This window comes from Dyella marensis (genome assembly GCF_049532885.1).
Taxonomy (GTDB): domain Bacteria; phylum Pseudomonadota; class Gammaproteobacteria; order Xanthomonadales; family Rhodanobacteraceae; genus Dyella_D; species Dyella_D marensis.
This window is the reverse complement of the sequence record NZ_CP064029.1, coordinates 4,254,689-4,267,403: the sequence shown is the minus strand read 5'-3', so window position 1 is coordinate 4,267,403 and position 12,715 is coordinate 4,254,689. Positions and strand designations below refer to the sequence as shown.

Annotated in this window: 13 protein-coding genes; 8 read left to right on the top strand and 5 right to left on the bottom strand. The window is 64.6% G+C overall.

Annotated features, from left to right (window positions below; translation table 11 throughout):
• Nucleotide 1: 1 nt before the first annotated feature.
• Nucleotides 2-1,165 carry a phosphoglycerate kinase gene (locus tag ISN75_RS18560; RefSeq protein ID WP_167257216.1) on the bottom strand — a complete coding sequence of 388 codons (1,164 nt, stop codon included), beginning with the start codon at nt 1,163-1,165 and terminating at the stop codon, nt 2-4.
• Between the two features lie 158 nt (nt 1,166-1,323).
• Here ISN75_RS18560 and maiA point away from each other — a divergent pair, with 158 nt between their 5' ends.
• Nucleotides 1,324-1,989 (top strand): maleylacetoacetate isomerase, encoded by a 666-nt coding sequence (maiA, locus tag ISN75_RS18555; protein ID WP_168647770.1) that lies wholly within the window; start codon nt 1,324-1,326, stop codon nt 1,987-1,989.
• 64 nt (nt 1,990-2,053) lie between these two features.
• Here maiA and ISN75_RS18550 read toward each other — a convergent pair whose 3' ends face one another.
• Entirely contained in the window at nt 2,054-3,169 is a 1,116-nt protein-coding gene (locus tag ISN75_RS18550) for a PilT/PilU family type 4a pilus ATPase (RefSeq protein WP_167257090.1), read from the bottom strand.
• A gap of 87 nt (nt 3,170-3,256) precedes the next feature.
• Here ISN75_RS18550 and ISN75_RS18545 point away from each other — a divergent pair, with 87 nt between their 5' ends.
• The 6 genes from ISN75_RS18545 (at nt 3,257) to ISN75_RS18520 (ending at nt 9,490) form a co-directional block, all read left to right on the top strand.
• Nucleotides 3,257-3,871, top strand: coding sequence for a DUF4398 domain-containing protein (locus tag ISN75_RS18545; protein ID WP_167257089.1), 615 nt, complete (start codon nt 3,257-3,259; stop codon nt 3,869-3,871).
• On the top strand, nt 3,868-4,470 hold the full coding sequence (locus ISN75_RS18540; protein ID WP_168647772.1) for a hypothetical protein: 603 nt from the start codon (nt 3,868-3,870) through the stop codon (nt 4,468-4,470). The genes ISN75_RS18545 and ISN75_RS18540 overlap by 4 nt, the downstream gene beginning before the upstream one ends.
• Nucleotides 4,471-4,847: 377 nt before the next feature.
• Nucleotides 4,848-5,084, top strand: coding sequence for a YdcH family protein (locus tag ISN75_RS18535; RefSeq protein WP_167257087.1), 237 nt, complete (start codon nt 4,848-4,850; stop codon nt 5,082-5,084).
• A 173-nt stretch (nt 5,085-5,257) separates the two neighbouring features.
• On the top strand, nt 5,258-6,628 hold the full coding sequence (locus ISN75_RS18530) for a pyridoxal-phosphate dependent enzyme (protein ID WP_167257086.1): 1,371 nt from the start codon (nt 5,258-5,260) through the stop codon (nt 6,626-6,628).
• Between the two features lie 196 nt (nt 6,629-6,824).
• Entirely contained in the window at nt 6,825-8,654 is a 1,830-nt protein-coding gene (glmS, locus tag ISN75_RS18525) for a glutamine--fructose-6-phosphate transaminase (isomerizing) (RefSeq protein WP_167257085.1), read from the top strand.
• A 236-nt stretch (nt 8,655-8,890) separates the two neighbouring features.
• Nucleotides 8,891-9,490, top strand: coding sequence for a hypothetical protein (locus tag ISN75_RS18520; RefSeq protein WP_343817468.1), 600 nt, complete (start codon nt 8,891-8,893; stop codon nt 9,488-9,490).
• Between the two features lie 182 nt (nt 9,491-9,672).
• Here ISN75_RS18520 and ISN75_RS18515 read toward each other — a convergent pair whose 3' ends face one another.
• Together ISN75_RS18515 and ISN75_RS18510 are read right to left on the bottom strand one after the other, a co-directional pair.
• Nucleotides 9,673-9,840 (bottom strand): DUF1328 domain-containing protein, encoded by a 168-nt coding sequence (locus ISN75_RS18515; RefSeq protein ID WP_167257083.1) that lies wholly within the window; start codon nt 9,838-9,840, stop codon nt 9,673-9,675.
• A 69-nt stretch (nt 9,841-9,909) separates the two neighbouring features.
• Entirely contained in the window at nt 9,910-10,110 is a 201-nt protein-coding gene (locus ISN75_RS18510) for a CsbD family protein (RefSeq protein WP_343817466.1), read from the bottom strand.
• A 733-nt stretch (nt 10,111-10,843) separates the two neighbouring features.
• On the opposite strand from ISN75_RS18510, the gene ISN75_RS18505 reads away from it, so the two are divergent.
• Nucleotides 10,844-11,146: a hypothetical protein gene (locus tag ISN75_RS18505; RefSeq protein WP_423385093.1), complete on the top strand. Its 303-nt coding sequence runs from the start codon at nt 10,844-10,846 to the stop codon at nt 11,144-11,146.
• Nucleotides 11,147-11,334: 188 nt separating this feature from the next.
• Here ISN75_RS18505 and ISN75_RS18500 read toward each other — a convergent pair whose 3' ends face one another.
• Nucleotides 11,335-12,702: an alginate lyase family protein gene (locus tag ISN75_RS18500; RefSeq protein ID WP_343820450.1), complete on the bottom strand. Its 1,368-nt coding sequence runs from the start codon at nt 12,700-12,702 to the stop codon at nt 11,335-11,337.
• Between the last annotated feature and the right edge of the window lie 13 nt (nt 12,703-12,715).

The window sequence follows — 12,715 nt, the reverse complement described above, 5'->3', positions numbered from 1 at the left end:
CTCACTTGGCTGCGCGCGCCTTGAGCGCGGCCACGGCCGGCAGTTCCTTGCCTTCCAGGAACTCCAGGAACGCGCCGCCGCCGGTCGAGATGTACGAGACATCTTTTTCGATGTCGTACTTTTCGACCGCGGCCAGCGTGTCGCCGCCGCCGGCGATGGAGAACGCGTCGGACGCGGCAACTGCGCGCGCCAGCGTTTCGGTGCCCTTGCCGAAGGCGTCGAACTCGAACACGCCGACCGGGCCGTTCCACACCACCGTGCCGGCCTTGGCGATCAGCGCGGCGTAGTTCTTGGCGGTCTGCGGGCCGATGTCGAGGATCATCTCGCCGTCCTTCACCTGGTCCACCGGCTTGACGGTGGCCGGCGCATGCGCGGAGAACTCCGGCGCCACCACCACGTCCACCGGCATCGGCACCTCGGCGCCGCGGCGCTTGGCGTCGGCGATCACCTTCTTGGCGGCGTCGAGCAGGTCCGCTTCGTACAGCGAGTTGCCGACGCCGTAGCCGGCGGCGGCGATAAAGGTGTTGGCGATGCCGCCGCCGACGATCAGCTGGTCGACCTTGCCGATCAGGTTCTCCAGCAGGGTGAGCTTGGTGGAGACCTTGGAGCCGGCCACGATCGCCAGCAGCGGCTGCGCCGGGTGCTCCAGCGCCTTGCCCAGCGCGTCCAGCTCGGCCGACAGCAGCGGGCCGGCGGCGGCGACGGGGGCGTACTTGATCACGCCATGGGTGGAAGCCTGCGCGCGGTGCGCGGTGCCGAACGCGTCCATCACGAAGATGTCGCACAGCGCTGCGTACTTCTTCGACAGGGCTTCGTCGTCCTTGCCCTCGCCGACGTTCATGCGGCAGTTCTCCAGCACCACTACCTCGCCGTCGGCGACGTCGACGCCGCCGAGGTAGTCGGACACCAGGCGCACCGGCGTGCCCAGCTTGTCGCCCAGCCACTTGGCCACCGGCGCCAGCGAGGACTCGGCGTCGAACTGGCCTTCCTTCGGGCGGCCCAGGTGCGACATCACCATGACGCGGGCGCCAGCGTCGCGGGCGGCCTTGATGGTGGGCAGGGAGGCGTCCAGGCGCTGGGTGGAGGTGATCCGCCCGTCCTCGATCGGCACGTTCAGGTCTTCGCGGATCAGCACGCGCTTGCCGCGCAGATCAAGATCGCTCATGCGGAGGAAGGACGACACGGCGCAACTCCTGGTTGGAAGGTGGGAAAGAGGGCGCCCTGGCGAGCGCGAACCCCGTATTGTCCCGCCCGTCCGGTGACGATGCAAACCGCGGTGCGGTTATCCTGGCCCGCCTTGAGACAGCGGAAGGACGCCAATCCATGAGCTCGGACCGGGTGCTGTACGGCTATTGGCGCTCCAGCGCCGCCTACCGCGTGCGCATCGCGCTGAACCTGAAGGGGCTGGCCTACGACAACCGCCCCGTGCACCTGGTGCGCGACGGCGGCGAGCAGCACCAGCAGGCCTACCGCGCGCTCAACCCGCAGGAACTGGTGCCCTGCCTGGTGGACGGCGCGCAGGTGCTGACCCAATCCATGGCGATCATGGAATACCTCGACGAAACGCATCCCGCGCCGCCGCTGCTGCCCGCCGATGCCGCCGGCCGCGCCCGCGTGCGCTCGCTGGCGCAATTGCTGGCCTGCGACGTGCACCCGCTGGGCAATCTGCGCGTGCTGCAGTACCTGGGCAGCGAGATGCATGTGGAGGAATCGATGCGCGGCAGCTGGTCGCGGCATTGGATCGGCGAGGGTTTCCGCGCGCTGGAAGCGATGCTGGCGGACAGCCCGGCGACCGGGCGCTTCTGCCACGGCGACCAGCCCGGCCTGGCCGACGCCTGCCTGGTGCCGCAGCACTACAACGCGGTGCGCTGGAAGCTGCCGATGGAGGCGTTCCCGACCATCCGGCGCATCGTGGAGGCCTGCCAGGCGCTGGAGGCGTTCCAGCGTGCCGCGCCGGAAGCTCAGCCGGACGCGCCGGCGGTCGATTGATCCGAACCCTGAAACGCATCACCCCGGCGTGCGCCGGGGTGATGGCGGTGTTCCGCGGAAGGGCTTAGAAGCCGAGCCCGTAGGGGTCGTTGCCCACCAGCTCCGCGCTCTCGGAGCCGCCGCCTTCGGACAGGCGGATCTTCAGCGCCAGGCCGTCGCGCGAGTCGGCCTTGGCCAGCGCCTCGTCCAGCTCGATGCGGCCTTCCTTGTACAGGCGGTACAGCGACTGGTCGAAGGTCTGCATGCCTTCCTGCAGGCTGCGGTCCATCGCTTCCTTCACCTCGTGGATCTGGCCGCGGCGGATCATGTCGCGGATGAACGGGGTGTTGAGCAGCACTTCGGTGGCCGGCAGGCGGCGGCCGTCCTTGCCGATCACCAGGCGCTGGCTGATCACCGCGCGCAGGTTCAGGGCGAGGTTCATCAGCACGTTCTTGTGCGCCGATTCCGGGAAGAAGTTGAGGATGCGCTCCAGCGTCTGGTCGGCGTTGTTGGAGTGCAGGGTGGCCAGGCAGAGGTGGCCGGTTTCGGAGAACGAGATGGCCGCTTCCATGGTGTCGGTGTCGCGGATCTCGCCGATCATGATCACGTCCGGCGCCTCGCGCATCGCGTTCTTCAGCGCCTCGTGATAGCTGTGCGTGTCCAGGCCGACTTCGCGCTGGTTCACGATCGACTTCTTGTGGCGGTGCAGGTATTCGATCGGGTCCTCGATGGTGAGGATGTGCCCGGAGGTGTTCTGGTTGCGATGGTCGAGCATCGCCGCCAGGGTGGTGGACTTGCCCGAGCCGGTGGCGCCGACCACCAGGATCAGGCCGCGCGGCTCCAGGATCAGGTCGCGGAAAATACCCGGGAGCTGCAGCTGGTCGATGCTCGGGATCTCGCTCTTGATCGCGCGGATCACCATGCCCACTTCGCCGCGCTGCTTGAACACGTTGATGCGGAAACGGCCGGCTTCCTTCACCGCCAGCGCCATGTTGAGCTCGAGGTCGCGCTCGAACTGGGGCACCTGGCCCTCGTCCATGAGCGAATAGGCGATCTTCTTCACCATGCCGCCGGGGAGTCCGGTATTGCCCAGCGGGTACAGCTTGCCCTCCACCTTGATGTTCACGGGGGCGCCGGTCGTCAGGAACATGTCCGACGCGCCCTTGTCCACCATGAGCTTGAGGAAGTAACCAATGTCCACTCGTGTCCCCTGAAATGACGCTCACGCGTTGCAAACAACGATTATGCCCGCCCACAATACGCTGCGACACTCTTAGAGGAATGAGTGATGGTCCACATCTTTTCCGCGCCGGATAGCCGCCAGAATGGCGTCCGCACGGTGTTTTCCAGCCTGATCCTGGCCGTGGTGCTGGGCTCGCTCGGCGGCTGCGCCAGCGTGCCGCCGCCCGACGGCTCCATGAACCAGGCGCAGATGCAATTGCAGTACGCCCGCGACGCCGGTGCGGCCGATTACGCCCCGGTCGACCTGGATTTCGCGCAAAACAAGTTCCAGCAGGCCCAGGCCGCCATGGCCAGCCGCAAGTACGAGGACGCCGCGGCCCTGGCCGAAGAAGCCCAGGCCGACGCCGAACTCGCCCGCGCCAAGGCACGGCTGGGCGCCGCCCGCGCCCAGATCCAGCGCAAGACCCAGGGCAACCGCGAGCTGCGCGAGCAGATCGAGCAGAACCTGAACGCGCAGGAAGAAGCCGCCCAGCAGGCGGCCCAGCAGCAACAGCGCCAGTTCCAGGAACAGCAGCAGGGCCTGCCGGCGCAGGAACAGACGCAGGACATGCCGGCCCCGTCCTCGTCCGTGCTGCAGCCGCTGCCGCAGGACGGCGGCTTCCAGACCCTGCCGCAGCCGCAGCCGCAACCGCAGACCAACGACCAGGGAGGCCACCCATGAAGCCCCTGCGCATCACCTTGTCGGCGCTCGTCCTCGCCGCCGCGGCCGTGGGCTCGGCCCACGCCAAGGACGACATGGACGTGGCCCGCCTCAACGGCAGCCTCGACCAGCTCGCCCGCGACCCCGCCCTGAGCGGCTACGCCCAGGCCGAGCAGGCCCGTGCCCGCGACGCCATCGGCCGGCTGGCCCAGGCCCGCTCGCGCGACCGCGCCCATGCGCTGTACGTGGCCGAGCGCCGCGTCGACCTGGCCAAGGCCACCGCCCAGCTGCAGGAAGCCCAGATCAAGGTCAACCAGCTCGACCGCGAGCACGACCAGATCCAGCTCGACGGCACCCGCCGCGAGGTCGAGGCCGCCCGCCGCGAACTCGACCGCCAGCGCATGCAGTACCAGATGGCCCAGGAAGAAGCCGCCCGCCTGCAGCAGGAAGGCGCCGCCGCCCAGGCCCAGGCCGTGCAGGCCCAGGCCCAGGCCGACCAGGCCAAGAAGCTCGCCGCGGCCCAGGCCAAGGTGGCCAACGCCGCCAAGCGCCAGGCCGACCTGGCCACCCAGGCGGCGAAGGCGATGCGCTCGCAGATGCAGGGCGATTCGGGCAAGTAAATATCGCTGTTGTCATGCACGAACGAAGCGCCCGGCGGATCATTCCGCCGGGCGTTTTCGTTTCCATCGAAAGCATCGTTGAAAGCATCGTTTAACGCGAAAAAAAGCCTGCCGCGGCGGCCTTTCTCCGTGCGAATCGCACTGTGATGCGCTTCGCCGAAACGCGCTTGCATGCCCCCGGATGCGGGAGTAGGGTCGAATACCCATGGGGCACTCATGCACCATGGGTCACTGACCTGAATCATGCGCCTATCCCTCGATCACCCGATCACCTGCGTACCGGCAAGCCGGCGCGGGCCATCGGCATGCGCATGGTTTACCACCGTTAGCGGGCGCACCGATCCCGTGCCCGCGGTTCTTCGCGAGGAGGTCGGATCATGTTCGAAAACCAGCAGCGTGACGATGTCGAAGCCTTGATGAAAGCCGACGCCGAATTCCGTCGGCTGTACCAGCACCACAAGGAGCTCGACAGCAAGGTGCACGACGCCGAGATCGGCGTTCTTCCCATCGACGACATGACCCTTACGGGCATGAAGAAAGAAAAGCTCCACGCCAAGGAACGGTTGCAGCGCATGTGGGATGAACGAGCGCACAAGCACCGCATCGTCAACTAGCCTGCGGTTTCAAACTCAAGACACGCGGCCCCGGAGCCACCCTTGCGAGGGAACGGCTGCCGGGGCCGCTTCGTTTGCGCGCGCGGTCAGGGGAACGCAGGGCGGCTCGGTTATCATCGCCGGCCTGAGGCAGTCCGATCCGGGCCGCCCGCGAACCGAACGCAGGAGCTTCCATGACGGTCCACCAGAGTGTCCTCGAACTGATCGGCCGCACCCCGATGGTGCGCGCGCAGCGACTGGATGCCGGCCCCTGTGAGCTCTTCCTCAAGCTCGAAAGCGCCAATCCCGGCGGCTCCATCAAGGACCGCATCGGCCTGTCGATGATCGAAGGCGCCGAGCGCGCCGGCAAGATCAAGCCGGGCGCCACCCTGGTCGAAGGCACCGCCGGCAACACCGGCCTTGGCCTTGCGCTGGTGGCGCAGCAGAAGGGCTATCGCCTGGTGCTGGTGGTGCCCGACAAGATGAGCCGCGAGAAGATCTTCAACCTCAAGGCGATGGGCGCCGAAGTGGTGCTCACCCGTTCGGACGTGGCCAAGGGCCACCCCGAGTACTACCAGGACATGGCCGAGCGCATCGCGCGCGAAACGCCCGGCGCCTACTTCATCAACCAGTTCGGCAACCCCGACAACCCCGCCGCGCACATCGCCACCACCGGCCCGGAAATCTACGAGCAGATGGACGGCCGCGTGGACGCCATCGTGGTCGGCTGCGGTTCTTCCGGCACCATGAGCGGCCTGTCGCGCTATTTCGCCGAAGTGTCGCCGGATACGGAAATCGTGCTGGCCGATCCGGTCGGTTCCATCCTCGCGCAGTACATCAACGAAGGCATTCTCTCGACCAAGTCCGGCAGCTGGATGGTCGAAGGCATCGGCGAGGATTTCCTGCCCAGCATCAGCGACTTCAGCCGGGTGAAGAAGGCCTACGCGATCAGCGATAAGGAAAGCTTCCTCGCCGCGCGCGAACTGCTGGCGAAGGAAGGCGTGCTCGGCGGTTCGTCCACCGGCACGCTGCTGTCCGCGGCATTGAAATACTGCCGTGAGCAGACGACGCCGAAGCGCGTGGTGACACTGGTCTGCGACACCGGCAACAAGTACCTGTCCAAGATGTACAACGACTACTGGATGCTGGACAACGGCTTCATCGACCGCGAACAGCACGGCGACCTGCGCGACCTGCTGCTGCGCCCTTTCACCCAGCGCGACACCGTGGTGGTCGGCCCCGGCGAGCTGCTGATGACGGCCTACACGCGCATGAAGCTGTACGACGTGTCGCAGCTGCCGGTGATGGACGGCAACAAGCTGGTCGGCATCCTCGACGAATCGGACGTGCTGATGCACGTGCACGCCGACGAAAGCCGCTTCCGCGATCCGGTCTCCACCGCGATGATCAGCAACCTGCAGATCCTCGACATCCACGAGCCGATCACCGCGCTGCTGCCGGTGTTCGAGCGCGGCCACGTGGCCATCGTGCTGGATGGCGAGCAGTTCATGGGCCTGATCACCCGCATCGACCTGCTGAATTACCTACGCCGTAAGGTGCACTAGGCGCCAACACAGGCTTGGCGGATGCTGCTCGCCACAAAGCCGGCTGTTCGATGAACAGCCGGCCGCGCGAGTGCACGAAATGGCGCGTGCATGGTCGGATGCGCCGCGAAAGTTTGCTGAAATGGGTGGCCGACAAAGTCCCGGCCCTGCGGAAGTCCGCTTCCGGTCCCCCTTTCTCCTCAAGAGGACTCTGCCCATGTGTGGAATCGTTGCCGCCACTGCCCAGCGCGACGTCGCCCCCCTGCTGATCGCCGGCCTGAAGGCGCTGGAATACCGCGGCTACGACTCCGCCGGCCTGGCCGTGCTGCAGCAGGATGAAATCCGCCGCGTGCGCGAGAAGGGCAAGGTGCGCGAGATGGAAGCGCAGTACCTGGCCGACCCGTTCCCCGGCGGCACCGGCATCGCGCATACGCGCTGGGCCACCCACGGCGTGCCGAACAAGGTCAACGCGCATCCGCACGTCGCCGGCCACGTGGCGCTGGTGCATAACGGCATCATCGAGAACTACGCCACGCTGCGCAGCGAACTCGAGTCGCGCGGCCACGCGTTCACCTCCGAGACCGACACCGAAGTGATGGCCGCACTGATCAGCGAGCGCCTCGCGTCCGGCAAGTCGCTGCTCGACGCGGTGTCGTCGGTGGTGCACGAACTGGAAGGCGCCTACGCCATCGCCGTGATCAGCGACAAGGAACCCGGCCGCGTCATCGGCGCCCGCCGCGGCGCGCCGCTGCTGGTCGGCGTGGGCATCGGCGAGAACTTCCTCGGTTCCGACGCGCAGGCGCTGATCCAGGTCACCAACCGGATGATCTACCTGGAAGAGCACGACGTGGTGGAAATCACCCGCGACCAGGTGCGCATCTACGGCCAGCATGGCCAGCCGGTGGAACGCGCCGTGCACGAGAGCGAGCTGTCCACCGACGCCGTCGAGCGCGGCGAATACCGCCACTACATGCAGAAGGAAATCTTCGAGCAGCCGCGCGCCGTGGCCGACACGCTCGAAGCGCGCATCGGCCCGCACGGCGTGCTGCCCAACATCTTCGGCGTCAACGGCGACGAGCTGCTGAGCAAGGCCAAGGGCCTGCACATCATCGCCTGCGGCACCAGCTACCACGCCGGCCTCGTCGCCAAGTACTGGATCGAGGACTACGCGCGCCTGCCGGTTAACGTGGAAGTCGCCAGCGAATACCGCTACCGCGAAGCGGTGGTGCCGGAAGGCACGCTGTTCGTGGCCATTTCGCAGTCCGGCGAAACCGCCGACACCCTGGCCGCCATGCGCGAATCGCGCCGCCGCGGCTATCTCGGCACGCTGGCGATCTGCAACGTGCCGGAATCCTCGGTGGTGCGCGAAGCGGACCTCAAGCTGATGACGCGCGCCGGCCCGGAAATCGGCGTGGCTTCCACCAAGGCCTTCACCACGCAGCTCGCCGCACTCGGCCTGCTCACGCTGCAGCTCGCGCGCCAGCGCGGCCTGGACGACGGGCGCTATGCCGACCTCACCGCCCAGCTGCAGAGCCTGCCCAAGCGCATCGAAAAGGCGCTGGAGCTGGAACCGCAGATCGTGGACCTCGCCGAACACCTGATCCACCGCCAGCACGCCCTGTTCCTCGGCCGCGGCGCGCAGTATCCGGTGGCGATGGAAGGCGCCTTGAAGCTCAAGGAAATCTCATACATCCACGCCGAAGCCTACGCCGCCGGTGAACTCAAGCACGGCCCGCTGGCGCTGGTGGACGAAGACATGCCGGTGATCGCAGTGGCCCCGAACGGCCCGCTGCTGGACAAGCTCAAGTCCAACCTGCAGGAAGTGCGTGCGCGTGGCGGCGAGCTGCTGGTGTTCGCGGATGGCGCGGCGAGCATGGATGGCAATGCGGCGCGCGGCAGCATTCTGCGCATCGACGGCGGCGGCGACTTTATTGCGCCGGCGGTGTTTACGGTGCCGATGCAGTTGCTGGCGTATCACGTGGCGGTGTTGCGGGGTACGGATGTGGATCAGCCGCGGAATCTGGCGAAGTCGGTGACGGTGGAATAAGTGCGGCGCCATGGTGCGCTGCAGTTGTGGAAATGAAATAAAGATGGGATCTGTTCAGAAGGCGCTTGCTGTTTCTTGGCAAGCGCCTTTTTTTGTGAGGTCATGTCCGCGATGGCTGGCGCTTCGGTCCCTGGGGGTGGCCTGGATCACGAGAATCGCAGTGACTGTGAAATACTCATGGGTTGCGCGGCATAGAAAGTCTGAACTCTGCAATTTCCTGAGAAGGTGATTGACCATTGGATGTAAGACAGTTCCGCAAACAGTTCTGGACGGTGCCGGCATTGACACCCATTACCTTTGGGAATTGTCAGGTACAGAAAGGAGGCGATTGCTCTTTAATACACTCCGCCACCTTCGATCCTTTTTTGCCCGGTGACGATATTTGGATTTCAGACACCAAGGGCCGCGTGTTTCGTGCGCTTGTGCGCTCATGGTCGAAATCGACCGCCGAGTTACATATTGGCGTCGAATATCGAGATGAGGTAATTGGCAAGGTTGGCGTTGCCCTGCGGTTTTCTCCACATGCCAGCATGCAAGGAGCAAAGCGCCTCATCGAAGAATTCGGTGGCGTTCCTTCGTTGATCTACGAACCTTTGACAGCATTCTCTCGAACTCGAGAGGGTCTCTGCGTGCAAGTCGCTAACGTCGAGTATGACTTCGTCAACGTCGAACCCCTGTGGATCACCGGCGAACCTCTTGACGCGGCGAGCAACCCTCTACTCGGCATCGAGTTCGTGGTCATGGGAAATCGTCTCGGAGTTGAGATCACCAGCTTGGGAGATTTCGAAGCGTACCTGCTTTGCGATGTGGTTCGGGCTCGCATCCTGCACCCGTAGGCCATGGTCAATACGGTCGAATTCATCCAGACCAGAAGCCGGTCGGCGGACCTCGCTGGTAACGGCCCGATTTATATAACCATCAGTGGTGTTTTTCAGGGTTCGCCGACTAGGGCAACTTGCAATAAAACGCCGGGGCCCAATGGCCCCGGCGTCGTTATCGTCAATGCTGCGGCTGGCTGTTACACAGGTGGACGTCGGCGCCCAGCGATCAGCGAGATGATGAACAGCACGATGAAGACGATGAACAGGATTTTCGCGATGCTCGCGGCCAGGCCGGCGATGCCGAAGAAGCCCAGGAAGCCGGCGATCAGTGCGATGACTAGAAAGACGATGGCGTAGTACAGCATGGCGTACCCTCCTATGGATGATGGTACTTGCCGTGGGTGACGGCCGATCCCGATGCGCGGTGGCGCTGATTACCTCCCGCTCTCATCGAATTCCTTCAGCTGCTTCATCGCTTCGTCCTTGGCGATGCCATAACGCTCCTGCAGCTTGCCGGCGAGGTATTCCGAGCTGCCCTCGGCCACTTTCAGATCGTCGTCGGTCAATTTGCCCCAGCGCGCCTTGAGCTTCCCCTGGAGCTGTTTCCATTGGCCCTTGATCCGGTCTTCGTTCATATCCTGATACTCCACGATGGATGCCGCGTCCAAGCGGACTGCGGCGGTTGCGGTGGTTCCTAGGAATAGGAGCCGGCGGATGATTCGTGTGTGAATCGGCGGCGTTCCGATCGAGTGCCGTTCATGAGTATGAGCGGGGCGCGAAGGCGCTAATGTTTTCGTCACGCGTCGCTCATCTGAGGAGTGATGCGCGTCGTTTGCATAGTGGGTGCGATGCAAATTCGGATTTGCCCTAAAGACAACCCGAATGCGTGTCTGATAGCGTGATCGATGTTGCCCGCGCTGTGTTTTCGTCGCGTCGCGGGCAACCATGGCAGCAATGTCGTGAGAGCGCGGGCCAAGGGTGTGTCACCACCCCTGACCCGCTGACCATCACCAACTGAAGGAGAGTTGATCATGGCTGTGCCAGATCATACGTCACTCGTACGCCCGCCGATCCCCAGGACGGCACATCCGCCGGCCCATGGGGCTGTCCGCCGTCTTCGCGGACACGGTTGAAGAACCGCGGACTTAAGAGTTTTCGTAGGTAATGAATCCTAGCCGTGCAACCCGGCGCGTTGCCTTGTGCAGCGGCGAAAGCGACTGAAGCCGCAACCCACTTCATCAATCAAGCCGCCCGGCGCCTGTGTTCCAGGTGCTCGGTAAGCCTCGAGTCCGTATGGTCGCGGCACGCCGTGCTGTCCGGCGGCGTGCCGTTCTCGGGACGAGGGCGGCGCATGGCAAGGAGTTGCTTATGGATATCTTTGGCGAAGCGTGGATCACACGCCACGTGGAATATTTTTCGGATCCGGAGGCGGGGCCGGATGCGTTATTGAACGATGCGACGGAGTGGCTGCATTTCGCGCATAACGCGATTCGATTGCTGGCGGAACTGGCTGACGAACACGGCAGCGTGAATGCGCAGCGCTTGCCGGTGATGCTGGAAAGCATCGCAACGTTTATCGAAATGGGCACGCGCTGCGCGACACAGGCGCATTTGCGGATGCAGTGGTTGCAGGTAAAGCACGAAACGACGCAAACCCCAGTGCAGGCGTAGGTTGGGGTGAGCCGGAGGCGAACCCCAACACCGGCACATCGAAGCGCTACGCAGTGTTGGGGTTCGCCGATGGCTCACCCCCAACCTACGCCACTCCATGGCGCGCCCCGTTACTGGATTCCGGCCTGCGCCGGAATGACGGAGGGGGAAGGGTGCCGCTTATCCCCCACGTCGTAATGCGTGATCTCTTACTGCTGCACAGAACAGCTTTTGGACACACCCTTCAGCGGATCGGTAAACGCCGTATTCGAGCAATCGACAGACTGCCCGACCCCCACTTCCCGATAATGCCAAACCCCACGCGCACCATAAGCCACCAGGCCCGTCCCCTGCGTCACCTTGCAGCTCGCCCCTTCCTTCGCACACACCGCAAACCCGCTCGGCGCATTACCCGTCCCACGCGGCGCAAGCACGCGGATCGCATCCTCGGTAAACAACAAGGTGCCAAAGCCATTGTTATCCGCATACGGCGTCCGCCCTTCCGGACGAATATGCTCCGCCGCCTGCTGCGTATACGGCGCCGAAATATCCTTCCGGCGCGCGTAGTGGTTGTAGGCCATCTCGTACACCGGACGGAAATCCCCGCGGCTCTGGCTGGAAATGGTCTTGTGCGGATACTTGCCCGTGGTATCGACCATCGGATCGAACGGCACGTCATGGCCCAGGTTGTACTGCGCGACATATTCGAAACCGGCCAGCAGGCGATTGCCGTACGCCGAATAGAGATCGAAGCCCTGCGACCACGCCACTTCCGCCACCTCGGCAAGATTACCGATGCCCAGCTGCGTATGCGCCTGATCGCGCCCGCTCTCCTGCGTCTCGCCGAAGGTATTGATGACGTAATGCGTCAGCGCGCCATCCGAAGGCCCGTTGTAGTAGTAATCCAGCGCGCGATTGAACATGCCCCAGTCGTTGGTATACACGCCCATTGCGATCATCGCCTTCATGCAGCTGGAATCCCAGTTGCCGTTCGCATACGGGGCGAAATCCTTGATCACCGGATAGAACACGTTGCGGAACATCGCTTCGGATGCCGCGATGTCCTGCGCCGACCAGCCGGCCTTGCTGTAGCGGATCAGTTCCGCCGCGGCCACGAACTTGAAGCCGTTCAAGCCGGCGGCGAGCGGTGCGTCATGGCCTTCGATCGACTTCAGCGTGCCCGACCAGGCATTGAGAATCCCGATCGCATTCGCCGCATAGCGCGGGTCGTCGCTCAAGGTCCACATCAGCGCCTGCTGATACGCCGCATTGGCGTCGTCATTGAACTCGCCCATGCATTGGGCCGGCGTGCCGCGCACGACCTTGGCGCAATGGCCGCCGCGGATATGGTAGGTCGGCGACGAAAGGCCATCGTTCTTCAATTTGAGGTAACCACTCGCCCACGGTTCCTGCGTCAGATGCGCCTTGATGCGGGCGAGATCGTCGGCGGTGTGCATAACGCCGGGATGCACGAAGGTGGCGGTCGCCGCGGCGCTGGGCCGGATACCGGCGCAGGCGGCCAGCGCCAGCAGCAGCGGCGCAAAGGTTCGAACGGTCTGGCGTGCTTTCAGATGCATATCGATGACCCAG